The following is a 24,339-nucleotide window of genomic DNA, read 5'->3' on the forward strand; positions in this document are numbered from 1 at the left end:
GTGGCGAGGTCAGGCCGACGTGATCGGGATGCCTGCCGGGTCGCCCGCCGCGCGATCGTGAAAGCGCTGGAACGCATCGATGAGCCGCGCGCGCTGCGCGGCCAGCGACGGATCGCGCCGGTCGCGCGGCCGTGCGACGTCGACCTGGATTTCGTCGTCGACGCGGCCCGGGTTCGGCGCGAGCATCAGCACGCGATCGCCGAGATACAGCGCCTCGTCGAGATCGTGCGTGACGACGATCGCGGCCATCCGGTGCCGGTGGACGACGTCGAGCAGCAGCGTCTGCAAGCGCATCCGCGTGATCGCGTCGACCGCGCTGAACGGCTCGTCGAGCAGCAGCAGATCCGGCTCGCCGAACAGCCCGCGCGCGATCGCGGCGCGCTGCGCCATCCCGCCGGACAACGTGGCCGGCAGTTGCCGCGCGACGCCGGCCAGCCCAACCTCGTCGAGCAACCGCTCGACGCTGGGGTCGCGGCCGCCCCGCGCGCCGGACGCGAAGCCGACGTTGTCTGCGATCGACAGCCACGGCAGCAGCCGCGGCTCCTGAAAGATCACGCCGACGCGCGCGGACGGCCCGGCCAGCGCGCTGCCGTCGAGCGTCACGCTGCCGCGGAAATCCGGGTCGAGGCCGGCGACGATCCGCAGCAGCGTGCTCTTGCCGCAGCCGCTCGGGCCGACCACGCAGACGATTTCGCCGCGTGCGACCTGCAACGCGATATCGGAAAGGATCGTGCGATCGCCGTACAGCTTGCGGGCGATCCGCAGATCGAGCAGCGGCGGGGCGATGCCGGCTGTCGGGCGGATGGAAGGGGAGGCGCTCATTTCCTGCCCTCGCGCGATGCGCCATCGAACGCGTCGCGCCAGCCGAGCCAGCGCGACTCGATGCGGCGCATCGCGCCGTCGGTCAGCTTGCCGAGCAACGCGAGCAGCAGGATCGCGCCGAACACGAGATCGGGCCGCCCGGTTTCGCGACCGTCGCTCAGCAGGAAGCCGAGGCCGCGCGTGGCCGCGATCAGTTCCGCGGCGACCATGAACATCCACGCGAGACTGAGGCCGGTGCGCAGGCCGGTGACGATCTGCGGCAGCGCGGCCGGCAGCAGGATGCGGCGGAACAGCGCGAGCGGGCCGAGCCGGTACACCGCGCCGAGCTCGACGAGCTTGCGGTCGACGTCGCGAATGCCGGCGACCACCGCGAGGTGAACCGGAAAGAACGCGCCGATCGCGATCAGCGTGATTTTCGGTGCTTCATCGATGCCGAGCCACAGCAGCAGCACCGGCACCCACGCAAGCGACGGAATCGCGCGCAGTGCCTGGAACGTCGGTTCGAACAGCGCGTCGATCCGGCGGCTCAGGCCCATCGCCGCGCCGACGACGAGCGCGAGCCCGGCGCCGGCCGCAAACCCGGCCGCGACGCGCAGCGTGCTCGCGCCGACGTGACGTGCGACCCGGATGACGCCCATCCGCGCCAGCGTATCGAGAATCTCGCTCGGCGCCGGCACGAGATGATCGGGCAGCCAGCCGCGCCGCACCACGATCTCCAGCAGCACGAGCGCGGCGAACGGCAGTGCGAGGCCAGCGATTCGCCACGCGCGCAGCGGATCACGTCGGGCTCCAGGAGGCGGCGAAGCGGGCGGGTGCGACGCGAGCGCGTCGCCGCGCGCGGTGGTGTCCGTCATCGGCGGCACGCTCGGTCTCAGTGCGACGCGGCGACGATCGGGCGCGCGAACGACGGATCGATCAGCGTATCGACGATCTTCGCGGGATCGACGCCCGGTTTGGTCAACTGCTCGGCCGTCAGCACCGGCGCCGCGGCCTTCAGCGCCGCGCGCTGCGTGTCGCCCGGCACCGGATCGCTGAAGTCGTTGCGCTGAAGCTGCAGCTTCGCGACCGGCAGCGACACCTTCGATTCGTCGGCAATGATCTGCGCGGTTTCGGCCGGATGCGCGCCGATCCACTGGCGTGCGCGGTCGTAGACCTTCAGCACGCGCTCGACCGCCTGCGGATACTGGCTGGCGAACGCGTCGCGAACATTCAGGAACCCGTACGTATTGAACGCGACGTTGCGATACAGCAGGCGCGCGCCATCGTCGAGCTGGGCGGCGGCCATGTGCGGATCGAGCCCGGCCCACGCATCGACCTGACCGTTCGCGAGCGCGGTGCGGCCGTCCGGATGCTGCAGGTTGACGATCTCGACGTCGTCGCGCGTCAGGCCAACGGTGTGCAGCGCGCGCAGCGTGAACAGGAACGGATCGGTGCCGCGCGTCGCGGCGATCTTCTTGCCCTTCAGATCGGCGAGCGAACGGATCGGCGAATCCTTGCGTACCACGAGCGCCGTCCATTCGGGGCGCGAGAACACGTAGACCGTGTGGATCGGGTTGCCGTTCGCGCGGGCGAGCACCGACGCGAGCCCCGCGGCCGAGCCGAAATCGACCGCGCCGCTGTTCAGGTATTCGAGCGCGCGGTTGCTGCCGAGGCTCAGCACCCAGCGAATCGACGTACCGTCGGCCTTGAACGCATCGTCGAGCCAGCCGAAGTGGCGGATCACGAGACTCTCGGGCGAGTAGTACGCGTAGTCGACGCGGATTTCCGCAGGCGTCGCCGCCTGCGCTTGCATGGACATGAGGCCGGCAAGCGCGGCAACGACGAGGGCCGCGGATTGCCACACGCGGGACCAGAACGGCTTCATCGGGGATTCTCCGGAAGAGCGGCAACGCGCCGCGAACAGGCAGGTGACCGGCTAATGTAACGAAGCGCAAGCGATCCGTTAACGAAGAAATCCACGTTTGAACATGCGTGCGGCTGCTAAGCGCCGCCCGCGCAACTTTATGACGCACGCCGATTAATTTATCGGTTTATATCGCTTGGGATTGCCGGATCGAGGGAACAGAATTTCCGCTGCCGGAACCCGGCCGCAGCGGGGCCGCATGCGCTCGGCGCCGCGATGGTCGCGAAGGCGCCTGACCGGTTCCCCGGCTTCACGATCACCTTGCCGTGCATTCGGCATCAAACTAAGGAATCCGATGAGTTCGATCGATCTTGGCTCAGTCACGCCGGTTTCTTCCCCCATCCGCTCGGCCAGCGACGTCGCGCGCCTGATCAATACGGTGGACAGTTCGGTGAGCCACGCACGGATGATCGTGCTGCTGGCGCTCGGCGGCGTGTTTCTCGATGCGTACGACCTCACGACGCTGTCGTACGGCATCGACGACGTGGCGCGCGAATTCGGGCTGACGCCCGCGCTGACCGGGCTGGTCGGTTCGGCGATCATGATCGGCACGATCTTCGGCAGCCTGATCGGCGGCTGGCTGACCGACCGGATCGGCCGCTACCAGGTGTTCATGGCCGACATGCTGTTCTTCGTGGTCGCGGCGATCGCGGCCGGGCTCGCACCGAACGTGTGGGTGCTGATCGGCGCCCGCTTCGTGATGGGGCTCGGCGTCGGCATCGACCTGCCCGTCGCGATGGCGTTTCTCGCGGAATTCTCGAAGTTCAACGGCCGCGGCAACAAGGCGTCGCGGCTCGCCGCGTGGTGCCCGATGTGGTACGTCGCGTCGTCGGTGTGCTTCCTGCTGATCTTCGGCCTGTATTTCCTGCTGCCGGCCGAGCATGCGGGCTGGCTGTGGCGCGCCTCGCTGATCTTCGGCGCGGTGCCGGCGCTCGTCATCATCCTGTTCCGCAACCGCTTCATGAACGAATCGCCGCTGTGGGCCGCGAATCAGGGCGACCTGGCCAACGCAGCGCGCATCCTGCGCGAGTCGTACGGCATTCACGCGCACGAAGCGGACGATGCGCGGCGCGAACCGAGCCCGCCGCCGGTGCGGATTCGCGTGCTGTTCCAGCGTCCGTATCTGGGGCGCACGATCGTCGCCAGCGTGATGAACCTGTGCATCCCGTTCGAATACACGGCGATCGCGTTCTTCCTGCCGTCGATCCTGTCGCAATTCCTCGGCGCGGGCGTGTTCGAGACGATCGCGGCGTCGCTCGCATTGAACGTGCTGTTCGCGTTCACCGGCGGCTTGCTCGGCATGCGCCTCGCGTATCGCTATCCGTCACGGCATGTCGCGATCGCGGGGTTTGCGTTGCAAACGGTCGCGCTCGTCGCGCTGGCGCTGGCGGGGCATCCGCACGGTGCATTGGCGGTCGGCGTCGTGCTGCTGATGCTCGGTACCTGGCTGTTCGCCGAAGGTTTCGGGCCGGGCGCGCAGATGATGATCTATCCGACGCTGTCGTATCCGGCCGCGATCCGCGGCACCGGCGTCGGCTTCGGGCGGTCGCTGTGCGGCATCGGCCAGGCGCTCGCGCTGTTCGTGCTGCCGATCCTGCAGGCGCGTCTCGGCACCGACATGTTCTGGGTCGTCGCGATCAGTGCGGTCACGCCGATCGTGTTTCTGCTGATCATTCGCTATGAGCCGACGGCGAACGACGTCGACGACGAAAGCGTGGCGTAACTGTCGACGCGAAGCGCTCGTTGTTTCCCGGCAAATACAAACGGCTTCGTCAGACTGCACGAAGCCGTTTGTACTGAAGCCGGCCGTCGCATGAATGCGGACAGACCGGCTTCGACGTTGCCCGACGCTACGCGCTGACCGCTTCCCGCTCGGCCGCGCGCTTGACCTGTTCGATATCGCGAAACTGCGCGGCCGGATGCTCATCCGGCAGCCGCGCCGAGCCGCCGAAGAGTTTTTCGCGCAGCGTGCCCGGCGCATACGCGGTCGGATACACGCCGCGGCGCTGCAGCTCCGGCACGAGATGGCGCACGACGTCCTCGAAGGTTTCATGCGCGACCGCATACGCGAGATTGAAGCCGTCCACGTCGGTCGCGGCCACCCATTCCTGCAGGATGTCCGCGACGGTCGACGCCGACCCGACGAACACCGGGCCCATCCCGCCGATGCCGCCCCAGGCCGCCAGCGCCTCGATCGTCCACGCGGTGTCGCCGCCCGACAGGTGTTCGACCGCCGACACGATCGCGTTCGTTTCGACACGCCTGACGGGATCGGTCGGCGCGTACTGGCCGAAGTCGATGCCGGTCCAGCCGGACATGAACACCAGCGAGCCGTCGTACGACACGTAGCGCCGATACTCGTCGAACTTCGCTTGCGCCTTCTCGTCGGTCTCGTCGACGATCACCGTCACGAGGTTGTAGATCAGCACCTTCGCCGGGTCGCGCCCGGCGGCCGCGGCCTGTGCGCGCACGTCGGCCACGTAGCGCGCGAGCTGGTCGCGGGTCGGCGCGGCGACGAACACGCATTCAGCGTGCTGCGCGGCGAACGCCTTGCCGGGGCCCGACGCGCCGGCCTGGAACAGCACCGGCGTGCGCTGCGGCGACGGCTCGCACAGGTGATAGCCGGGCACGTCGAAGAAGCGGCCCTTGTGGCCGATCTCGTGCACTTTCTCCGGATGCGTGAACACGCGGCCGTCGCGATCGCGCACCACCGCGCCATCCTCCCAGCTACCTTCGAACAGCTTGTACAGCACCTCGACGTATTCGGCCGCGACCGCATAGCGGTCGTCGTGCGTGCGCAGCCCGTGATCGCCGACGTTCTTCGCGCCGCTCTCCAGATACGACGTGACGATGTTCCACGCGAGCCGGCCCTTCGTGTGATGGTCGGCGGTCGATAGCCGGCGGGCAAACGTGTACGGGTGCTCGAACGTCGTCGACGCGGTGATGCCGATGCCGAGATGCTCGGTCGCCATCGCGATCGGCGCGGCCAGTTGCAGCGGATCGTTGACGGGAATCTGTGCGGCCTGGTGCAGCGCGTGATAGTTGCTGCCCTTGTACACGTCGTAGTAGCCGATCACGTCCGCGATGAAGATCGCATCGAAGATCCCGCGTTCGAGCACGCGCGCGAGGTCGGTCCAGTAGTCGAGATCCTTGTACTGCCACGAGCGGTCGCGCGGATGCGCCCACAGGCCGGGCGACTGGTGGCCCACGCAGTTCATCTCGAATGCGTTGAAGCGGATCGTCTTGCTCATTGCGCGGCCCCCGTTCCCGCACCGGCACCCGCGTTGGCGTCCGCCCCGTTGCCGACGCGCCAGACGAACGGCGGCGTGCGGCCGTTGATGATCCAGTCACCGACGATGCGCGCCTTGTACACGAGCGGATTGTGCGACGACACCGTGCGCGCGTTGCGCCAGTGGCGATCGAGCGCGGTCGTGCTGCGGGTGGCCGACGCGCCGAGCGCGTCGAACAGGCGCGTCGCCGCGCGCAGCACGAGTTCGGACACGACGAGCTGGCTCTGCGCGGATTCGATTTCGGCCGCGACGTTCGCGGCCTGCTCGGCCGCTTCGTCGCCGCCGAAGCGCGCTTCGTACGCGTGCTGAAGCGGCTGTGCGGCACGCAGTGCGAGCGCGTCGGCCGCGTACGCCCATGACGCGATCTCGCCGATCACCTGCTGCAGCTGCGCATCGTCACCCGCACGCGGCGCATTGCCGTGGCTGTACACGCGCGTGCGGTTGCGCACGAGCTCGCCCGCGTCGCGCACGATCGCGTGGCCGATGCCGGCCAGCGTCGCGACGTGGAACAGCTGGTAGAACGCGGTCTGGTACTTGAAGCGGCGCGCGAAATCGATCACGTTGTCCGCGTCGATCGTCGCATTCTCGAAACGCGTCGTGCCGCTGCCGGTGGTGGTCTGGCCGAAGCCGTCCCAGTCGTCCTCACGGATCACGCCCGGCTGCGCGGTCGCGACGGCGACGATCACGTCGCTGCCGTCGTGCGCGCGCTGCGCGAACACGTCGATCCAGTCGGCGAACAGGCTGCCGGTGCTGTAGAACTTCCGGCCGTTCAGCACGAGCCGGCCGTTCTGCTCCGACACCTTGGTAACGGTCTGGCCGAGCGGCACGTCGCCGGCTTCCGACCACGCATTGCCGACGAGCTGGCCGCTCGCGAAGCGGTCGAACCAGGTCGTGCGCTGCGGCCCGGCCGGCGCGTTCAGCCAATCCTCGACGAACGCGAAATGCCCACGCAGCGCCTGCGGCAAATTGGAATCGGCGGCGGCCAGCTCGGTCAGCAGCCGGAACAACTGCGGCAGCGATGCGCCCGCGCCGCCGGCGCTCGCCGGCAGCCGGATTGCGCCGAAGCCGGCCGACTTCAGCCAGCCGATCGCCTCGTGCGGGAGTTCACGGTTGCGTTCGCGCTCGGCGGTGCCGGCGGCGATACGCTCGAAGATCGGCCGGAACCGGCTCGCGAGCGCATCGTAATCGGTACCGGTGGAAAGGTCGGGAGCTGCGTGCGACGAAGTCATGCGGGTTTCCTCGAAGGGCGTGCGCCGGGAGCCCAGTATAGGAAGCGCGACGCGAGCGTTCCAATAACGGATTCTCGGATCGTTATCGTCGCTGCGTATTACAGCGCTGCGACCGAGACTGCGTCCGCAACCGCGCGGGGACGCATCGACGTTCATGCATCCGTTGCGACGTCGAAACGCCGATTCACCTGCGTCGGGATCGACGTCGTTTGTTCTCCAAAGGAATATCGTTCCGAGAATCGCTCGGTTTTCCGGCCCGCGCGGCGCTGCTAGATTGAATGCTTTCGCCATTCGACAGGAGAGCCCGATGTCAGACACGAGCGCGACGATTCAGGAGCGGCCGGCCGATGCACGACCGCAGGTGGCCCGCGTGATCGCGGACGATGCGGAAGCGATCGCGGTCGCGCATGCGCTGGCGCAACGCCTCGCGCAAGGGGCTGCCGAGCGCGATCGCGATCGCCGCCTGCCGCGCGAGGAAATCGAATGGTTTTCGCAATCGGGGCTGTGGGCGATCACGGTGCCGAAGGCATACGGCGGCGCAGGCGTGTCGCACGTGACGCTCACCGAGGTGATCAAGATCATCGCCGCGGCCGATGCGTCGCTCGGGCAGCTTCCGCAGAATCATTTCGGGCTGATCGACGTGATCACGCTCGTCGGCACCGATGCGCAAAAGCGTCATTTCTTCGCCGAAGTGCTGAGCGGCAAGCGGTTCGGCAACGGGTTCTCGGAGAAGGGCACGAAGCACGTGCTCGACCTGAAGACGCGCGTGCGCCGCGACGGCGACGACTATGTGGTCGACGGCACGAAGTTCTACTCGACCGGCGCGCTGTTCGCGCATTACGTGCCGGTGCTCGGGCTCGACGACGCGCAGCAGGCCTGGCTCGCGTACGTGCCGCAACCGACGCCGGGGCTGACCGTGATCGACGACTGGTCGGGATTCGGCCAGCGCACGACCGCGAGCGGCACGGTCGTGCTCGACGCGGTGCGCATCCCGGCGTCGCACGTGCTGCCCGCGCAGCGCGTGTCGGACGTGCCGACGCTCAACGGCCCGCTGTCGCAGATCATCCAGGCGGCGATCGACGCGGGCATCGCGAAGGCGGCCATCGACGATACGCTCGCGTTCGTGCGGACCCGCACGCGGCCGTGGGTCGACAGCGGCGTCGAGCGGGCGGTCGACGATCCGCTGACGATTCGCGAAATCGGCCGCCTGCACATCCAGCTGCATGCGGCCGACGCGTTGCTCGAACGTGCGGCGCGCACGCTCGACGAGATCACGGCCAAGGGCGACGTGACCGAGGACGACGTCGCACGGGCGTCCGTCGCGGTCGGCGAAGCGAAGGTGCTGACGACCGAGGTCGCGCTGCTCGCCGGCGAGAAGCTGTTCGAGCTGGCCGGCACGCAGTCGACGCTCGCGGAGCACAATCTCGACCGGCATTGGCGCAACGCGCGCACGCATACGCTGCACGATCCGGTGCGCTGGAAATATCACCTCGTCGGCAACTACTACCTGAACGGCGCCCGCCCGGCGCGGCATGCGTGGAATTGAGCCGCCCACGGCAAACGGTCCGCCCGAGCGCTGCCTGTCTCCATGGCGGTGCTAGCGGTCGGACGCCAGCAGCGCGCGGGTCAACACCCGCGCGATGCCGTCGAGCGTGAAGCCGAGCGCGCCGATCACGACGATCACCGCCGTCAGTTCAGAATACGCGAGCCGGTCGCGCGTATCGAGGATCAGGTAGCCGAGGCCCGCATTGACGCCGAGCATCTCGGCCGGCACCAGCACGATCCACAGAATGCCGATCGCGAGCCGGATGCCGTTGAGCAGCGGCCCCGCGATCGCGGGCAGCACGATATGGACCAGCAACTCGCGGCGGGTGGCCGCGAGGCTCGCGCCGAGCTGCAGCCAGCGCCGGTCGATCTGCGTGACGCCGGCGGCCGTGCTCATCAGCACCGGCCACAGCGCGGCGAACCCGAGCAGGAAGTAGATCGCGCGGTCGCCGATGCCGAACGACATGACCGCGAGCGGCATCCACGACAACGGTGACACCATGCGCAGGAACTGGAACGTCGGCGACAGCATCCGCTCGACCCATCGCACGCGGCCGAGCAACAGGCCGAGCGGGACGCCGATCAGCAGCGCCGTGCCGAGCCCGACGCCGATGCGTCGCAGGCTGACGAGCGCGTGTTCGAGCAGCTGATCGTCCGCACACAGCGCGCGCAGGCTCGCGAACGCGCTGTCCGGCGCGAACTGCCGGCCAAGTGAGCCGGGCTCGGTCAACAGGTGGATCGCGGCCCACCAGACGGCGACCGTCGCCACGAGCCCGGCCACGCCGAGCCAGCCCGCGGCAACGCGTGCCGGGTAGCGGGCGCCGCCGGCCCGGCGCGTGTCGGGTGCGGACGAGCGACGGGTGGCGAGCGCGTCAGACAACGATGATCTCCTCGCGCTGGAACGCGCCCGATTGGCCGAACGCGGCCAAGCCACCGACCGCGTCGATGCTCTTGCGCACGAACCGGTCGTCGACGAGATCGCGGGCCGCGAACGCCGGGTCGAGCGATGCGAGGAAGGTGCTGTCGCCGTCGACCACCGTCCGCTTCAGCCGCTGAACCAGCGCCTCGGTATAGCTCGGGAACGGATACGGCTGGAAGTCGATCCGCTTCGCGTGCCAGTCGGCATGACGGATCGCGCCGCTCGCCCGATAGGTGTCGGCCAGCGACGCCGACGGCACCAGCACGCGATCGAGCGACGCGAGTGTATGCGGCGAATAGCGGTGCGTGCCGTCCTTCGACAGCAGTTGCGCGGTTTCCTGCGGATGCGCGCGCCCCCAGAGCTGCGCCTTCACGATCGCGTTGACGACCTTTTGCGACCACGCGGGGCGCTGCGTCAGATCGTTCTCGTGCATGAACACGACGCAGCACGCATGGTTCTTCCACACGTCGCCGGTGAAGCGCAGGATCTTGCCGATCTTCATCAATTCCGCGGTCGCGTTGAACGGCTCCGCGACGATGTACCCGGCGATCTGGCGCGCGGCGAGCGCGGGCAGCATGTCCGACGGCGCCATCACGACCAGGTTGACCTCGTTCGCCGCGGGCGTGCCGCGCCGCTTGAGCACCGGCGTAAGCCCCTGCTGGCGCAGCAGGTCCTGCAGTACGACGTTGTGAATCGAGTACCAGAATGGAATCGCGACGGTCTTGCCGCCGAGATCGCGCAGCGAATCGATGTCGGGCGCGACCGTCAGCCCGGAGCCGTTCACGTGGTTCCACGCGACCACCTTCGCCGGCGCGCGGCTGCCGTAGCGTGCCCACAGCGTCATCGGCGACAGCAGGTGCACGACGTTGACCTGGCCGGACAAGAACGCTTCGACGAGCTGCGCCCAGCTGCGCAGCAGCTTCGGTTGCTCGACCGTCAGCCCTTCGGATGCGAAATAGCCGTTGTTGTGGGCGACCAGCAGCGGGGCCGCGTCGGTGATCGGCAGGTAGCCGATGCGAACCGGCGCATCCGGTTCGGCCGCGGCGTGCGCATTTGCCATCGACAGCAACGGGGCGGCGCCCGTCGCGGTGAACAGGGCCGCGAGCTTCAGCCATTCGCGGCGCGACATCGGAATCTGGCACATGGATAGGGAGGTCAGTTCAAGGGATGGAGTTCGGACGCGTGCGGGCGCTTCATGCCGGCCTGCAACGCCTTCAGGATGTCGATGCGCATCGTGCCGAGTTCGCTGACGAACGCGTCGCGCGGGTGCGGATAATCGACGTGCCACGCGTCGATGAAGCGGCCCTGCGTGCCGAGCAGCACGATGCGATCGGCCACTAGCAGCGCCTCGTCGATATCGTGGGTCACGAGCACCGTCGCGCAGCGCGTCGTCGCGACGATGTTCACCAGCAACTGCTGCATCGCGGCGCGCGTGACTTCGTCGAGCGCCGAGAACGGCTCGTCGAGCAGCAGCGCGTGCGGTTGACGCGCCAGCGCGCGGGCGAGCGCCGCGCGCTGCGCCATGCCGCCGGAAAGCTGGGCCGGGCGCAGCGACGCGGCGGCTTCGAGCCCGACCGCATGCAGCGCCGAGCGAACGCGTTCGCGTTGCTGATCGCGCGTGAGGCGCTCCTGATGTTCGAAGGCGAGACCGAACGCGACGTTCCGTTCGGTCGACAGCCACGGCAGCAGGCACGGGTCCTGAAACGCGATCGCGATCCTCGGGTGCGGGCCCTGCAGCGTCGTACCGTCGATCGACACGGTGCCGGATTGCGGTCGCTCCAGCCCGGCCAGTGCGCGCAGCAGGCTCGACTTGCCGGTGCCGCTCGGGCCGATCAGCGCGACGATTTCGCCGCGCCCGACCGACAGCGAGACATCGGCGAGCACGGTATTGCGCCGCTCGCCGTCGTAGCCGAGCGTCAGATGGCGGGCGTCCAGCAGCGGGCGCGTCATGCGGCGATGCTCCGCGTCCGTGCGGCGAGTTGCGCCTTCAACTGCACGACGCTCGGCGTGACGATCGGAATGAACGCCGCTTCGCGCCAGCGTCGCTCGAAGCCGAGCCCCGCATCGCGCAGATAGCCGCGGCCGCCGCTCGCCTCGAGTTCGAGGTTCACGGCCGTGCCCACGTGCGTCGCGAGCGCGATGCGCAACTCGAACAGGCGGTCGGGATGCAGGCGCAGGCTGCCGTCCGCGATGCCGGTGGACAGTTGCGCACACGCGGCAGCCAGTTCGGCCGCGCAGGATTCGACTTCGGGGCCGAGAATGCCGCGCGTCGTTTCCGCCGCGCGTCGCGCTTCGGCCAGCGAGCGCCGCGCGAGCCCGATCGACAGCCCGCACTGCAAGCCGAGGAATGCCGGTCGCACAGCGGACAGGAAGGTTTGTGCGTCCGGATGGATCAGCCACGCGGCGTCGCCCGGTACGGCGTCGAGGTGCAGCGCGGCGGTGTTGCTGCCGCGCAGCGCGATCAGGTCGAGATCGGGGCTGCGAGTCAGGCCGGGCGCGTCATCCGGAATCGCGACGATCGCGGACGGCCGGCCATCGCCAAATGCCACCGCTGCCGCCACCACGAACCGTTCGGTGCGCAGGTTCGTCACCCACGCCATCCGGCCGGTCATCCGCCAGTCGTGGGCGCGTTCCGCGTGCGGCGTCGCGTCGATCTGAAGCGACTCGATGCCGGACAGATATTTCATCGCATTCGACAAGCCGCTGGCGCCGGCACAACGGCCGTCGAGCAGCGCCGGCAGCCATCGCTCGCGCAGCGCGGTATTCGGGCTTTGCAGCAGGTATTCGATGAAGCTGCGCTGGCCCCACAGCACGAAGGCCGCGGTCAGCGAATGCTCGGCCACCGCGGCGATGCCGGCAATGGCGTCCGCGGTCGTGCCGCCCGCGCCGCCGAGGCTCGCCGGCACGCCGGTCCGGAACAGTCCGGCGTCCGCGAGGCGCGGCACGATTTCCGCTTTCAACGCGGCGCTCGTGTCGAGCTGCGTGGCGTTCGCGTCGAGCCAGTCGACGAGCGATGCGTCGAGCGCGGGCGCCGTCAGGCGGCTTGTGTCCGGGGTTCCCATCGGTATGCCGCCAGTTCGGGGTTGAGTTCGTTGCGCGCCAGATTGTTCGCGAAGTTGCACAGCGTCGCGAGGCTCACGCCCAGCACCACTTCGAGCGCGTTCGCTTCGGTGAAACCGACGGCCAGGAACGCGTCGAGCGCGTCGTCGGTCACGGCGCCGCGCGTCGCGATCACGGCGCGCGTGAAAGCAGCGACGGCTTCCAGCCGCGGCTCGGCGACCGGCTCGCCGTCGCGCAGCGCATCGACGTCGGCGCGCTCGACCTGGGCTTTTTTCAGTGCGGCGGCGGTGTGGCCGGCCACGCAGAATGCACAGCCGTGGACGGCGGCCGCGGTGATCTGCACGGCTTCGCGCTCGGCGAACGTGAGGCCCGCGCGGCCGTTGATCTCCGCGACGGTCAGATAGGTTTCGAGGGCGACCGGCGCATTCGCGAGCGAACGGACGAGGTTCGGCAGGAAGCCGTTCGCGCGCTGCGATTTTTCGAGGAAGGGCTGGCTGGCCGCGGGGGCGGTCTCGATGGTGGGCAACGGCAGGCGGCTCACAGGATTCTCCGAAAAGGGCAGTGAGATCATTGTCGAGGCGCTGCTGCCGCCGGACAATGCGCGAACATCCGCGATTCCTGTGCGTTCGTCCCGCGCCGCGCGCCGCGGTGTCGCGATGCTCGCTAGTGCAAGCGCGCCGCCGATCGCGACGCGTCGTCGCGCTCGCGGCGCCATGCGCCGGGCTGCATGCCCATCGTGCGCTTGAACGCGTGCGCAAACGCCGATTCCGACTGATAGCCGACGAGTTCGCCCGCCCGCGAAATCGGCAGGCCTTGTTGCAGCAGGTCCGCCGCGAGCCGCATCCGCACCATCGTGACGAACTGCATCGGCGGATGGCCGGACGCTTCGCTGAAGTGCTTGCAGAACGCGGTGCGCGACATGTTCGCGAACGCGGCCATCGATTCCGTGGTCCATGCGTCGGCGGGCGCGTCGATGATCGCGGCAACCAGCGTGCCGAACCCAGTCCGCTGCATCAGCATGGCGAGCCCGCTGGCCACGGTATCGTGCCCGGCGGCATCCCGCACCGCATAGAACAGCAGCAGTTCGACCAGCTTGTCGATCAGCGGGGACGGCGCGTCGACGCCGTGACGGCCTTCGGCGCGAATCAGGTCGAACAGCCCGTGGATGCCGCGATACGCGTCGTCGCCGCGCCGCACGATCAGATACTCGGGAAAGAGCGACACGATCGCGCGCGACACGGTGGAGTGGAATTCGATGAAGCCGCAGGCGAGCCCGACGCTGCCGTCGACCGACGGATCGAGCGGTTGCATCGACCCGCGCCGCTCGAGCGGATGGCCGCCCGCGACCGCGCAGGCCTGCGGGTTGACCGGGCTCGGCGACAACCCGTGCGGCACGTCGCGCAGCAGAAACACGGCTTCACCCGCGGCGACCGGAATGCTGTCGCGCCCGTCGGCGAAATGCAGCCACGCCGATCCATGCAGGATGACGTGGAAGCTCGCTTTCGCCCGGCCGGCGGTGGACGCCTGCCAGTCGCCGCAATACTGGCCGACGTGAAAAAGCTGGCTTTTCGGCTCCAGGCTGGACAGCAGCCAATGGACGACCTTGTCTGTTTGCGCGGACATTCCGATGCTGGAGGATGGGTGACGCGCCCATGCTACGGGCTGCGCCGCGCCGCTCAAACCAACGAATCGTAGAAAGCATTTTCCTGCCGTCGCAATGTCTCGCGAGGCGGCGCGGCCCGGCGTTCGGCCGGGATGCGCGCGGCGCTGGCCGGGTGCCGACGATACGGCACGCGCGCTATGCCTGCACGCCCACCCGATACCGCGTGGTCTGCCGGTACACGTCGCCCGGACGAACGATCACGTCGTCGCGCAGGCCGTCCATGTTGACCTGATCCGGAAAGCCGCCCGCTTCGACGCACAGCGCCGCGTGTGGCACGCAACGCGTGCCGCCGCTCACGCGCAAGCCGTCGAGATAGTTGCCCGTATAGAGCTGCAGGCCGCGCTGGTCGGTCGACACGATCAACTCGCGGCCGCTTTCCGGATCGTAGATCCGTGCCACGGGCCGGACCTCGCGCGCGCCGTTGCCGACGACGTAGCAGTGATCGAAGCCGCGCGCCCGCGCCAGTTGCGCATGCGGCCAGTCGAGGCGCGCGCCGAGCGGCGCGCTTTGCCGGAAATCGAACGCCGTGCCCGTCACGTCGGCCGCGCCGGTCGGGATCAGCGCGTCGTCCACTTCGAGGAATGCATCGGCGTCGATGTGCAGCAGATGGCCGCGCACGTCGCTGCCCGCGCGCCCGTTCAGGTTGAAGTAACTGTGATTCGTCAGGTTCAGCGGCGTCGGCGCGTCGGTCCACCCCGAATAGTCGATGGTCAGCGTGCCGTCGTCGTCGAGCGTGTAGCGCACCTGCACGCGCACGTTGCCGGGGAATCCCGCGTCGCCTTCCGGCGAATCGAGTTGCAGCGTCAGCCCGCCGCCATCGTCGAGCACGTCCCACCGCGCGCGATGAAAACCGTTCGCACCGCCGTGCAGCAGGTTGCCGTTCTCGTTGCGGTCGAGCAGGTAGTCGACGCCGTCGAGCGTGAAGTGCGCGCCGGCGATCCGGTTCGCCCAGCGGCCGACCGTCGCGCCGAGATAGGCGCCGGATTCGAGGTACTCGGCCGGCGTGTCGTGCGCGAGCACGATATCGGCCAGGCGTCCGGTGCGATCGGGCGCGAGCCACGACACGACGGTCGCGCCGAGGTCGCTGACGACGACGCGCATCCCGTGCGCGTTGCGCAGCGTATAGCGCCGCACGGGCTCGCCGTCGGGCAACGTGCCCCACGGCTCGGAAAGCACGCGTGCCGCGCCGGGCGTCAGGTATGAGGAATCGGTATCGATATGCATGGGTGGAGGTCGGATGGGCGGCGGGTGTCAGTGGGAGGCGGCCGCGCGTTCCTGGTATTCGCGCGGCGTACAGCCGAGTTCGCGCCGGAACACCGCGTACATGTATTGAAGCGACGTGAATCCGCAACGGATCGCGACTTCGGCGCTCGACGCCTGGCGGCCGGCGAGCAGCGCCTGCGCGGCTTCGAGCTTGTGGCGCAGGATCTCCTGGTGCACGGTGCGTTGCAGTTCGCGCCGGAAGTGCTCCTCGAGCAGCGAGCGCGACACGCCGACATAGTCGGCGACCTGTTCGGTCTTGATGCCCTGGCACGCGTACTGGCGGATGAAATGCCGGGCACGCATCACGTGCGGGCTCGCCAGCGGCTGGTGCCGCGTCGATTCGAGCACGTTGATGCCGACCGGCGGCACGAGAATGCGCTGCCCGGGAAAGCGCGCGCCGCGCAGCATCCGGTGCAGCAGGTGCGCGGCGGTGCGGCCCATTTCCTCGGTGCCCTGGATCACCGACGACAGCGGAATGCGCGTCAGCGTGCGCGTGAGCGGATCGTTGTCGATGCCGATGATCGCGACCTGTTCCGGCACCGCGAGGCCGGCGATCAGGCACGCCTGCAGCAGGTGCCGCGCGCGCGCATCGGTCACCGCGATCACGCCGACCGGCTTCGGCAGCGCATGCAGCCAGTCGATCAGTTGCTCGATCGCGTGATTCCACCCGGACGCACTCGTCGACAGCCCGCGGTAGATCGGCGCATCGAGCCCGTCCGCGCGTGCGAGCCGGTCGAACGCGAGTTCGCGCTGCTGCGCCCAGCGGTTCTCCTGCGCGACCGGCAGGCTGTACATCGCGAAGTGCGCGAGTCCGGCGCCGATCAGGTGCGTATAGGCGAGCGACACGAGCTTCGGGTTGTCCGTCGCAATATATGGGACATCGTCCGGGTACTGCGTCGGGTCCTCGTACGACGATCCGATCGCGACGATCGGCAGCGGCGAACCGGCGAGCGCGTCGGCCACGGCCGGGTCGTCGAAGTCCGCGATGATGCCGTCGCCGTCGAAACGCTCGATCCCGGTGAGCCGGCAGCGGAAGTCGTCTTCGAGGAACAGGTCCCACACGACGCGCGTCGTGTGCAGGTACTGGCCGATGCCGCTGATGATCTCGCGGTCGTAGACCTTGTTCGCGTTGAACAGCAGCGCGATGCGGTGCGGTGTCTGGGCGGAAGGGGCGCGTGTCATCTGGGTGTCGGGGCGCGCGCCTAGCGGGCGCGGTGCCGTTGTCTCCGGGGCGCGCCCGGACGGCGGCGCGCGATATCTGGTGTACGTGGTGTACGGCGATTGTAGGACGGAACGTGTGCCGCACGTAGCGGCTGGCAAGAAACATCAAGCGCGCTGCGCAATTTCGCAATTGCCGGCCGATAGGCGCGCGGGCACGATCCAGTCAACCGAATTCGGCCGCGTGCGTCGTCGCGACGCGCGTTGCGCTGCAACAAGAACCCCTACGGAGACGCCATGTCGTATTTCGAGCACATTCCCGCGATTCGCTACGAAGGCCCGCAGTCGGACAACCCGCTTGCGTATCACCATTACGACCCCGACAAGCGCGTGCTCGGCAAGACGCTCGCCGAGCATCTGCGGATCGCGGTCTGCTACTGGCACACGTTCGTATGGCCGGGCCACGACATCTTCGGGCAGGGCGCGTTCCAGCGGCCGTGGCAGCAGCCGGGCGACGCGCTCGAGCGGGCGCGGCAGAAGGCGGACGCGGCGTTCGAATTCTTCACGAAGCTCGGCACGCCGTTCTATACGTTCCATGACACCGACGTCGCGCCGGAAGGCGACAGCCTGCGCGACTACGCAGCCAATTTCGCGCGGATGGTCGACTATCTCGGCGAGCGTCAGCAGGCAAGTGGCGTGCGGCTCCTGTGGGGCACCGCGAACCTGTTCTCGCACCCGCGCTTCGCGGCCGGCGCCGCGACCAACCCGAACCCCGACGTGTTCGCATGGGCGGCGACCCAGGTGTGCCACGCGCTCGACGCGACCCACCGGCTCGGCGGCGAAAACTACGTGCTGTGGGGCGGACGGGAAGGCTACGAGACGCTGCTCAATACCGACCTGAAGCGCGAACGCGACCAGTTCGCCCGCTTCCTGTCGATGGTCGTCGAGCACAAGCACCGGATCGGCTTCAAGGGCGCGCTGCTGATCGAGCCGAAGCCGCAGGAGCCGACCAAGCACCAGTACGACTACGACGTCGCGACCGTGCACGGCTTCCTCGTGCAGTACGGACTCCAGAACGAGATTCGCGTGAACATCGAGGCGAACCACGCGACGCTCGCCGGTCATTCGTTCCATCACGAGATCGCGAACGCCTTCGCGCTCGGCGTGTTCGGCAGCGTCGACGCGAACCGCGGCGATCCGCAGAACGGCTGGGACACCGACCAGTTCCCGAACAGCGTCGAGGAGCTGACGCTCGCGTTCTACGAGATCCTGCGCCACGGCGGCTTCACGACCGGCGGGATGAACTTCGACGCGAAGGTGCGGCGCCAGAGCATCGATCCGGAAGACCTGTTCTACGGCCACGTCGGCGCGATCGACGTGCTCGCGCTCGCGCTCGAACGCGCGGCGGTGCTGGTCGAGAACGACCGGCTCGACGCGCTGCGCCGGCAACGCTACGCGCAGTGGGACGACGCGTTCGGCCGCAAGATCCTGTCCGGCGGCTATACGCTGGAATCGCTGGCGGCCGACGCGCTCGCGCGTGGGGTGAACCCGCGGCATGCGAGCGGCGCGCAGGAGCGGCTGGAGAACATCGTGAACCAGGCGATCTACGGGCTGCGCTGACGCCATGTACATCGGACTCGATCTCGGCACGTCGGGCGTGAAGGCGGTGCTGCTCGACCGCGACGGCGCGGTGCGCGCGAGCGCAAGCCGCCCGCTGACGGTGAGCCGGCCGCAGCCGCGCTGGTCCGAGCAGGCGCCGCGCGACTGGTGGGACGCCGCCTGCGGCGCGCTCGCTGCGCTGGTCGCGGATGCGCGCACGGCCGGCATCGACCCGCGCGACATCGACGCACTCGGGCTGACCGGGCAGATGCACGGTGCGACGCTGCTGGATGCGCATGGCGACGTGCTGCGCCCCGCGATTCTGTGGAACGACGGCCGCGCGGACGCGGAGTGTGCGGAACTCGAACGGCTCGCGCCCGCATTGCGCACGGTGGCCGGCAACATCGCGATGCCGGGCTTCACCGCGCCCAAGCTGCTGTGGGTGCGTCGTCACGAGCCCGACGTGTTCGCACGCGTCGCCTACGTGCTGCTGCCGAAGGATTATCTGCGCTACCGGCTGACCGGCGCGTTCGCAACCGATCCGTCGGATGCCGCCGGCACGCTGTGGCTGGACGTCGCGAAGCGCGACTACGACGACACGCTGCTCGCCGCCTGCGGGCTGTCGCGCACGCAGATGCCGCCCGTATTCGAAGGCAACCGCATTACCGGCACGCTGCTGCCGGCCGTCGCGCGGGCGCTGGGCCTGCGCGAGATCCCGGTGGTGGCCGGCGGCGGCGACAACGCGGCCGGCGCGGTCGGCGTCGGGATCGTGCGGCCCGGCGACGCGCTGCTGTCGCTCGGTACGTCGGGCGTGTATTTCGCGGTGTCGGACGGGTTTCGCGCGAATCCCGAATCGGCGGTGCACAGCTTCTGTCATGCGCTGCCGGACACGTGGCACCTGATGTCGGTGATGCTGAACGCGGCCGGCTGCGTCGACTTCACCGCGCAACTGGCCGGTTACGACGGCGTCGCGGCGCTGCTCGACGACGCCGAGACGAACGCACGCGCGAGCCGCCCGTGGTTCCTGCCGTATCTGAGCGGCGAGCGCACGCCGCACAACGACGTGAACGCGAAGGGCGTGTTCTACGGGCTCACGCCCGACACGCGGCGCGCCGATCTCGCGAACGCGACGCTCGAAGGCGTCGGCTTCGCGCTGCTCGACGGCATCGACGCGCTGCATGCGGCCGGGCTCGCACCCGACAGCATCACGGTGATCGGCGGCGGCTCGCGCAGCGCGTACTGGACGCAGATGCTCGCCGACCTGAGCGGCCGTGCGCTGACGCTGCGCGCGGGCGGCGAAGTGGGGCCGGCGCTCGGCGCCGCGCGCCTCGCGCATCTCGCGCTCGAACCGCATGCGCGGCTCGGCGACGTGTGCCCGCAGCCGCCCGTCGTCGCGGTGCGCGAGCCCGATCCCGAGCGGCACGCGTGGTATCGCGACGTGCGGCGGCCGACGTTTCGCGCGCTGTACCGTGCGCTCGAACCGGTGTTTGCGACGGGCGCCTGACGCACATTGCAGTGACTCGATGCGGGCGGTGCAATCCGGCGGCCGCCCGCGGTTCGTGAGGTGGTTCCATAACAAGGAGTCTGGAGACATGAAAACCGTGACGCGTCGTACCGTATTGCATTCCCTTGCCGGCGCCGCCGCGCTGGCGATCCTCGCGCTGGGCTCGCCGCTCGCCCACGCGAGCAAGGACAAGCCCGAGATCGGCTTCTGTATCGACGACCTGCGCGTCGAGCGCTGGTCGCGCGATCGCGACTATTTCGTCGCGGCCGCGACGAAGCTCGGCGCGAAGGTGTCGGTGCAGTCGGCCGATGCGAACGAGGCGCGGCAGATTTCCCAGATCGAGAACCTGATCTCGCGCGGCGTCGACGTGATCGTGATCGTGCCGTTCAACTCGAAGACGCTCGGCAACGTCGTCGCCGAAGCGCGCAAGGCCGGCATCAAGGTCGTGTCGTACGATCGCCTGATCCTCGACGCCGACGTCGACGCCTACATCTCGTTCGACAACGAGAAGGTCGGCGAGCTGCAGGCGCAGGGCGTGTTCGACGCGAAGCCGAAGGGCAACTATTTCCTGCTGGGCGGCGCGCCGACCGACAACAACGCGAAGATGCTGCGCGAAGGACAACTGAAGGTGCTCAAGCCGGCGATCGACCGCGGTGACATCAAGGTGGTCGGCCAGCAGTGGGTGCCCGAATGGAGCGCCTCGACCGCGCTGCGGATCGTCGAGGACGCGCTGACCGCGAACAACAACAAGATCGATGCGATCGTCGCGTCGAACGACGGCACGGCCGGCGGCGCGATCCAGGCGCTCGCCGCGCAGCATCTAGCCGGCAAGGTGCCGGTGTCCGGGCAGGATGCGGATCTGGCCGCGGTCAAGCGCGTGATCGCCGGCACGCAGACGATGACCGTCTACAAGCCGCTGAAGCTGATCGCGAGCGAAGCTGCGAAGCTCGCGGTCGATCTCGCGAAGGGCACGAAGCCCGCGTTCAACGCGCAATACGACAACGGCAAGAAGAAGGTCGACACGGTGCTGCTGCAGCCGACGCTGCTGACCAAGCGCAACGTCGACGTCGTCGTGAAGGACGGCTTCTATACCCAGGCCCAGCTGGCGAGCCAGTAACGGCACGACGCGCGGGCGGCTCACCGGCCGCCCGCGCGTATCCTGCGAGGCATGAACGAATGACGGAACCCTTGCTGACGATGCGCGGCATCGTCAAGGCATTCGACGGCGTGAAGGCGCTCGACGGCATCGACCTGACCGTGCGCCCCGGCGAATGCGTCGGGCTGTGCGGCGAGAACGGCGCCGGCAAGTCGACGCTGATGAAGGTGCTGTCGGGTGTGTACCCGCATGGCACGTGGGACGGCGAAATCCGCTGGGAAGGCGCGCCGCTCGCGGCGTCCGGCGTGCGCGACACCGAGCGCGCGGGCATCGTGATCATCCACCAGGAACTGATGCTCGTGCCCGAACTGTCGGTGGCCGAGAACATCTTCCTCGGCAACGAGATCACGCTGCCGGGCGGGCGCATGAACTTCGCGGCGATGGTTCAGCGCGCGGAGGAGCTGCTGCGCGAGCTGCGGATCGACACGATCAACGTCGCGCAGCCGGTGATGAACTACGGCGGCGGCCACCAGCAGCTGATCGAGATCGCGAAGGCGCTGAACAAGCACGCGAAGCTGCTGATCCTCGACGAACCGTCGTCGTCGCTGAGTGCGTCGGAGACGCGCATCCTGCTCGACATCGTGCGCGACCTGAAGCGTCGTGGGGTGGCGTGCGTCTACATCTCGCACAAGCTCGACGAGGTGGCGGCCGTGTGCGACACGGTCACCGTGATCCGCGACGGACGCCACGTCGCGACCGAGCCGATGGCCACGCTGACCACCGACCGGATCATCGCGATGATGGTCGGCCGCGAGATCCGCGACCTGTATCCGCGCGAGCCGCACGAGATCGGCGACGTCGTGCTCGACGTGCGCCACGTGACGTGCCGAGACGTGACGAACGCACGCCGCAAGCGCGTCGACGACGTGTCGTTCAGCGTGCGGCGCGGCGAGATCGTCGGCGTCGCCGGGCTGGTCGGCGCGGGCCGCACCGAGTTGATGCAGGCGATCTTCGGTGCGTATCCGGGCGCGTGCACGGCGAGCGTGACGATGAACGGCAAGCCGCTGTCGATCCGCTCGCCGGCCGACGCGATCCGCGCCGGTATCGCGATGGTGCCGGAGGACCGCAAGCGCCACGGCATCGTGCCGCAGCTCGGCGTGGGCCACAACATCACGCTCGCGGTGCTGCGGCGCTTCGCGGCGCGCGGGCGGATCGACGCGGCCGCCGAGCTCGATACGATCCGCACCGAGATGCAGCGGCTGTCGGTGCGCGCAGCGCACCCGTTCCTGTCGATCGCGAGCCTGTCGGGCGGCAATCAGCAGAAGGCGGTGCTCGCGAAGATGCTGCTGACCGAGCCGCAGGTGCTGATCCTCGACGAACCGACGCGCGGCGTCGACGTGGGCGCGAAGGCGGAGATCTACCGGCTGATCTTCGCGCTGGCCCAGCGCGGTGTCGCGCTGATCGTCGTGTCGTCGGAATTGCCGGAGGTGCTCGGCCTGGCCGATCGCGTGCTGGTGATCGGCGAGGGCGAGCTGCGCGGCGATTTCGTCAACCAGGGCCTCACGCAGGAACAGATCCTCGGCGCCGCGCTGAAGCCCGCGCGGCTGGCCGCCGAACCCACCGCAGCGAGTGCGACATGAATTCCGAACTTTCTTCCTCGACCCCGGCGACGCCGGATGCAGGCGCCGGCCGCGCGCCGCGGCTGCCATTGCGCCATGTCTTCACGCGCTACAAGGTGCTCGCGCTGCTGTTCGCGGTCGTCGCGATCTGGGCATTCTTCTCGGTGCTGACGGACGGCGCGTTCGTCACGCCCCGCAACGTATCGAACCTGCTGCGGCAGATGTCGATCACCGGCATGCTCGCGTGCGGCATGGTGTTCGTCATCATCGCGGGCGAGATCGACCTGTCGGTCGGCTCGCTGCTCGGGCTGCTCGGCGGCGTCGCCGCGATCCTCGACGTCAACCGCCACTGGCCGGTCGCGGCGACGGTCCCGGCCGTGCTCGCGCTCGGCGTGCTGATCGGGCTCTTCAACGGCTGGTGGTCGACCTATCGGCGCGTGCCGTCGTTCATCGTCGGGCTCGGCGGGATGCTCGCGTTTCGCGGCATCCTGCTCGGCGTGACGGGCGGCTCGACGATCGCGCCCGTGTCGGACGGCTTCGTGTTCATCGGGCAGGGCTATCTGCCGCGCGTGGCCGGCGACGGCCTCGCGGTCCTGCTGTTCGTGGTCGCGACGCTGCTGGTGGTGCGGCAGCGCGGCACGCGGCGGCGCTACCGGCTCGCGGTCGCCCCGCTGTGGCAGGACGTCGCGAAGATCGTCGGCGCGGGGGCGGTGCTGTTCGCGTTCGTCGCGACGCTCGACCGTTACGGCGGTATTCCGGTGCCCGTGCTGCTGCTGCTCGCGCTGCTCGGCGTGTTCTCGTGGATCGCGACGCAGACGGTATTCGGCCGGCGCATCTATGCAGTGGGGTCGAACCTGGAGGCGACGCGGCTGTCGGGCGTGGACACCGATCGCGTGAAACTCGCGATCTTCGCGCTGATGGGCCTGATGTGCGCGTTCGCCGGCCTCGTCAACACGGCGCGGCTCGCGGCCGGGTCGCCGTCCGCCGGCACGATGGGCGAGCTCGACGCGATCGCCGCGTGCTTCATCGGCGGCACCTCGATGCGCGGCGGGTCGGGCACGGTCTACGGCGCGCTGATCGGCGCGCTCGTGATGGCGAGCCTCGACAACGGGATGTCGATGCTGGACGTCGACGCGTACTGGCAGATGATCGTCAAGGGCGCGGTGCTGGTGCTGGCGGTGTGGATCGACGTGGTGTCGCGCTCGAACCGGCGGTGACGCGCGGCCCGGTCGCGCGGCGCGATGATCGCCGGCAGGCGGCGATCGTGAAAGCGTGCGTAGTACGGCTCGACCCAGCTCCGTTCGTCGCGGAACATCCACGGAAACAGGTCCTGCCTGATCGGCGTGATTTTCCTGAAACTCGCGGGATCTCCCACCGCGTCGATCACGAGGTTCGCGAGGCGGCCGATCGCGCCGTCGTTCTCGCGGTAGAGATCGATGTTGCGCCGCTGAACGAGTTCGGCCGCGAACACGAGCGGCAGCAGCGCGAAGGTGTGATAGGGGAGCGCGCGGTCGCCGCGCTTCACCTCGCGCGCGAGCGAACCGTCCGGGCCGATGTCGCGAATGCCTTCGCGTACCCGCAGCAAACCGGAATCGGGACCGAAGGCAGTCTAGCCCCCGGGGCTTTCGCCAGGCTTTCCACGGCGAGCCGTTACCGTTCCGATCTGCCG

General features: G+C 68.8%; 20 protein-coding genes and 1 pseudogene. 7 read left to right on the forward strand and 14 right to left on the reverse strand.

What is annotated here, in order from left to right; all coding sequences use genetic code 11:
- Positions 1–9: 9 nt before the first annotated feature.
- Genes AP428_RS32130 through AP428_RS32140 form a run of 3 tightly spaced genes read right to left on the reverse strand, consistent with a single transcriptional unit; the run spans position 10 to position 2,686 of the window.
- On the reverse strand, positions 10–822 hold the full coding sequence (locus AP428_RS32130; RefSeq protein WP_011549913.1) for an ABC transporter ATP-binding protein: 813 nt from the start codon (positions 820–822) through the stop codon (positions 10–12).
- Positions 819–1,676 (reverse strand): ABC transporter permease, encoded by an 858-nt coding sequence (locus AP428_RS32135; RefSeq protein WP_011549912.1) that lies wholly within the window; start codon positions 1,674–1,676, stop codon positions 819–821. Before AP428_RS32135 ends, AP428_RS32130 begins: the two co-directional genes overlap by 4 nt.
- A 17-nt stretch (positions 1,677–1,693) precedes the next feature.
- Positions 1,694–2,686: an aliphatic sulfonate ABC transporter substrate-binding protein gene (locus tag AP428_RS32140; RefSeq protein ID WP_011549911.1), complete on the reverse strand. Its 993-nt coding sequence runs from the start codon at positions 2,684–2,686 to the stop codon at positions 1,694–1,696.
- 334 nt (positions 2,687–3,020) lie between these two features.
- Between AP428_RS32140 and AP428_RS32145 the strand changes: the two genes are divergently transcribed.
- Positions 3,021–4,448 carry an MFS transporter gene (locus AP428_RS32145; protein ID WP_011549910.1) on the forward strand — a complete coding sequence of 476 codons (1,428 nt, stop codon included), beginning with the start codon at positions 3,021–3,023 and terminating at the stop codon, positions 4,446–4,448.
- 127 nt (positions 4,449–4,575) lie between these two features.
- On the opposite strand, the gene AP428_RS32150 is transcribed toward AP428_RS32145, so the two are convergent.
- Both AP428_RS32150 and AP428_RS32155 read right to left on the reverse strand, forming a co-directional pair.
- Positions 4,576–5,976 carry an LLM class flavin-dependent oxidoreductase gene (locus AP428_RS32150; RefSeq protein ID WP_006483335.1) on the reverse strand — a complete coding sequence of 467 codons (1,401 nt, stop codon included), beginning with the start codon at positions 5,974–5,976 and terminating at the stop codon, positions 4,576–4,578.
- Positions 5,973–7,244 carry an acyl-CoA dehydrogenase family protein gene (locus tag AP428_RS32155; RefSeq protein WP_011549908.1) on the reverse strand — a complete coding sequence of 424 codons (1,272 nt, stop codon included), beginning with the start codon at positions 7,242–7,244 and terminating at the stop codon, positions 5,973–5,975. Before AP428_RS32155 ends, AP428_RS32150 begins: the two co-directional genes overlap by 4 nt.
- Positions 7,245–7,551: 307 nt before the next feature.
- Here AP428_RS32155 and AP428_RS32160 point away from each other — a divergent pair, with 307 nt between their 5' ends.
- Positions 7,552–8,790, forward strand: a complete 1,239-nt coding sequence (locus AP428_RS32160) for an SfnB family sulfur acquisition oxidoreductase (RefSeq protein ID WP_054928654.1) — start codon at positions 7,552–7,554, stop codon at positions 8,788–8,790.
- A gap of 51 nt (positions 8,791–8,841) precedes the next feature.
- Here AP428_RS32160 and AP428_RS32165 read toward each other — a convergent pair whose 3' ends face one another.
- The 8 genes from AP428_RS32165 to AP428_RS32200 all read right to left on the reverse strand — a co-directional run bounded on the left by AP428_RS32165 (position 8,842) and on the right by AP428_RS32200 (position 16,876).
- Positions 8,842–9,669 carry an ABC transporter permease gene (locus tag AP428_RS32165; protein ID WP_011549906.1) on the reverse strand — a complete coding sequence of 276 codons (828 nt, stop codon included), beginning with the start codon at positions 9,667–9,669 and terminating at the stop codon, positions 8,842–8,844.
- Entirely contained in the window at positions 9,662–10,852 is a 1,191-nt protein-coding gene (locus AP428_RS32170) for an ABC transporter substrate-binding protein (RefSeq protein ID WP_011549905.1), read from the reverse strand. Before AP428_RS32170 ends, AP428_RS32165 begins: the two co-directional genes overlap by 8 nt.
- Positions 10,853–10,863: 11 nt before the next feature.
- Complete coding sequence (locus tag AP428_RS32175; protein ID WP_011549904.1) at positions 10,864–11,658, reverse strand: ABC transporter ATP-binding protein; 795 nt, start codon at positions 11,656–11,658, stop codon at positions 10,864–10,866.
- Entirely contained in the window at positions 11,655–12,770 is a 1,116-nt protein-coding gene (locus AP428_RS32180) for an acyl-CoA dehydrogenase family protein (protein ID WP_054928655.1), read from the reverse strand. Before AP428_RS32180 ends, AP428_RS32175 begins: the two co-directional genes overlap by 4 nt.
- The gene (locus tag AP428_RS32185; RefSeq protein ID WP_011549902.1) at positions 12,743–13,309 is read right to left on the reverse strand and encodes a carboxymuconolactone decarboxylase family protein; all 567 of its coding nucleotides are present in this window, start codon (positions 13,307–13,309) and stop codon (positions 12,743–12,745) included. The genes AP428_RS32180 and AP428_RS32185 overlap by 28 nt, the downstream gene beginning before the upstream one ends.
- A gap of 122 nt (positions 13,310–13,431) precedes the next feature.
- Positions 13,432–14,391: an AraC family transcriptional regulator gene (locus AP428_RS32190; protein ID WP_011549901.1), complete on the reverse strand. Its 960-nt coding sequence runs from the start codon at positions 14,389–14,391 to the stop codon at positions 13,432–13,434.
- Positions 14,392–14,566: 175 nt separating this feature from the next.
- On the reverse strand, positions 14,567–15,655 hold the full coding sequence (locus tag AP428_RS32195; protein ID WP_011549900.1) for an aldose epimerase family protein: 1,089 nt from the start codon (positions 15,653–15,655) through the stop codon (positions 14,567–14,569).
- A gap of 27 nt (positions 15,656–15,682) precedes the next feature.
- Positions 15,683–16,876, reverse strand: a complete 1,194-nt coding sequence (locus AP428_RS32200) for a DNA-binding transcriptional regulator (RefSeq protein ID WP_011549899.1) — start codon at positions 16,874–16,876, stop codon at positions 15,683–15,685.
- Between the two features lie 273 nt (positions 16,877–17,149).
- Between AP428_RS32200 and xylA the strand changes: the two genes are divergently transcribed.
- The 5 genes from xylA (at position 17,150) to AP428_RS32225 (ending at position 23,887) form a co-directional block, all read left to right on the forward strand.
- Complete coding sequence (gene xylA, locus AP428_RS32205) at positions 17,150–18,472, forward strand: xylose isomerase (RefSeq protein ID WP_011549898.1); 1,323 nt, start codon at positions 17,150–17,152, stop codon at positions 18,470–18,472.
- A 4-nt stretch (positions 18,473–18,476) separates the two neighbouring features.
- Complete coding sequence (xylB, locus tag AP428_RS32210; RefSeq protein WP_011549897.1) at positions 18,477–19,955, forward strand: xylulokinase; 1,479 nt, start codon at positions 18,477–18,479, stop codon at positions 19,953–19,955.
- 88 nt (positions 19,956–20,043) lie between these two features.
- Positions 20,044–21,072, forward strand: a complete 1,029-nt coding sequence (gene xylF, locus AP428_RS32215; RefSeq protein ID WP_011695050.1) for a D-xylose ABC transporter substrate-binding protein — start codon at positions 20,044–20,046, stop codon at positions 21,070–21,072.
- Between the two features lie 59 nt (positions 21,073–21,131).
- Positions 21,132–22,691 (forward strand): D-xylose ABC transporter ATP-binding protein, encoded by a 1,560-nt coding sequence (xylG, locus tag AP428_RS32220; protein ID WP_011549895.1) that lies wholly within the window; start codon positions 21,132–21,134, stop codon positions 22,689–22,691.
- Positions 22,688–23,887, forward strand: coding sequence for a sugar ABC transporter permease (locus AP428_RS32225; protein ID WP_011549894.1), 1,200 nt, complete (start codon positions 22,688–22,690; stop codon positions 23,885–23,887). The genes xylG and AP428_RS32225 overlap by 4 nt, the downstream gene beginning before the upstream one ends.
- 197 nt (positions 23,888–24,084) lie before the next feature.
- On the opposite strand, the pseudogene AP428_RS37625 reads toward AP428_RS32225, so the two are convergent.
- Positions 24,085–24,255 (reverse strand): annotated as a pseudogene (locus tag AP428_RS37625) (alginate lyase family protein); the annotation flags it as partial.
- Positions 24,256–24,339: the final 84 nt, after the last annotated feature.

This window comes from Burkholderia sp. E168m22 (assembly GCF_001319805.1).
In the GTDB taxonomy this organism is placed as follows: domain Bacteria; phylum Pseudomonadota; class Gammaproteobacteria; order Burkholderiales; family Burkholderiaceae; genus Burkholderia; species Burkholderia orbicola.

What these genes read in the sequence shown, in the direction of transcription:
- AP428_RS32130 (WP_011549913.1), bottom strand. Translation starts at nt 822, where the DNA reads ATGAGCGCCTCCCCTTCCATCCGCCCGACAGCCGGCATCGCCCCGCCG.
- xylA (WP_011549898.1), top strand. Translation starts at nt 17,150, where the DNA reads ATGTCGTATTTCGAGCACATTCCCGCGATTCGCTACGAAGGCCCGCAG.
- AP428_RS32155 (WP_011549908.1), bottom strand. Translation starts at nt 7,244, where the DNA reads ATGACTTCGTCGCACGCAGCTCCCGACCTTTCCACCGGTACCGATTAC.
- AP428_RS32195 (WP_011549900.1), bottom strand. Translation starts at nt 15,655, where the DNA reads ATGCATATCGATACCGATTCCTCATACCTGACGCCCGGCGCGGCACGC.
- AP428_RS32140 (WP_011549911.1), bottom strand. Translation starts at nt 2,686, where the DNA reads ATGAAGCCGTTCTGGTCCCGCGTGTGGCAATCCGCGGCCCTCGTCGTT.
- AP428_RS32175 (WP_011549904.1), bottom strand. Translation starts at nt 11,658, where the DNA reads ATGACGCGCCCGCTGCTGGACGCCCGCCATCTGACGCTCGGCTACGAC.
- AP428_RS32225 (WP_011549894.1), top strand. Translation starts at nt 22,688, where the DNA reads ATGAATTCCGAACTTTCTTCCTCGACCCCGGCGACGCCGGATGCAGGC.
- AP428_RS32160 (WP_054928654.1), top strand. Translation starts at nt 7,552, where the DNA reads ATGTCAGACACGAGCGCGACGATTCAGGAGCGGCCGGCCGATGCACGA.
- AP428_RS32180 (WP_054928655.1), bottom strand. Translation starts at nt 12,770, where the DNA reads ATGGGAACCCCGGACACAAGCCGCCTGACGGCGCCCGCGCTCGACGCA.
- AP428_RS32145 (WP_011549910.1), top strand. Translation starts at nt 3,021, where the DNA reads ATGAGTTCGATCGATCTTGGCTCAGTCACGCCGGTTTCTTCCCCCATC.
- AP428_RS32200 (WP_011549899.1), bottom strand. Translation starts at nt 16,876, where the DNA reads ATGACACGCGCCCCTTCCGCCCAGACACCGCACCGCATCGCGCTGCTG.
- AP428_RS32135 (WP_011549912.1), bottom strand. Translation starts at nt 1,676, where the DNA reads ATGACGGACACCACCGCGCGCGGCGACGCGCTCGCGTCGCACCCGCCC.
- AP428_RS32190 (WP_011549901.1), bottom strand. Translation starts at nt 14,391, where the DNA reads ATGTCCGCGCAAACAGACAAGGTCGTCCATTGGCTGCTGTCCAGCCTG.
- AP428_RS32150 (WP_006483335.1), bottom strand. Translation starts at nt 5,976, where the DNA reads ATGAGCAAGACGATCCGCTTCAACGCATTCGAGATGAACTGCGTGGGC.
- xylB (WP_011549897.1), top strand. Translation starts at nt 18,477, where the DNA reads ATGTACATCGGACTCGATCTCGGCACGTCGGGCGTGAAGGCGGTGCTG.
- xylG (WP_011549895.1), top strand. Translation starts at nt 21,132, where the DNA reads ATGACGGAACCCTTGCTGACGATGCGCGGCATCGTCAAGGCATTCGAC.
- xylF (WP_011695050.1), top strand. Translation starts at nt 20,044, where the DNA reads ATGAAAACCGTGACGCGTCGTACCGTATTGCATTCCCTTGCCGGCGCC.
- AP428_RS32170 (WP_011549905.1), bottom strand. Translation starts at nt 10,852, where the DNA reads ATGTGCCAGATTCCGATGTCGCGCCGCGAATGGCTGAAGCTCGCGGCC.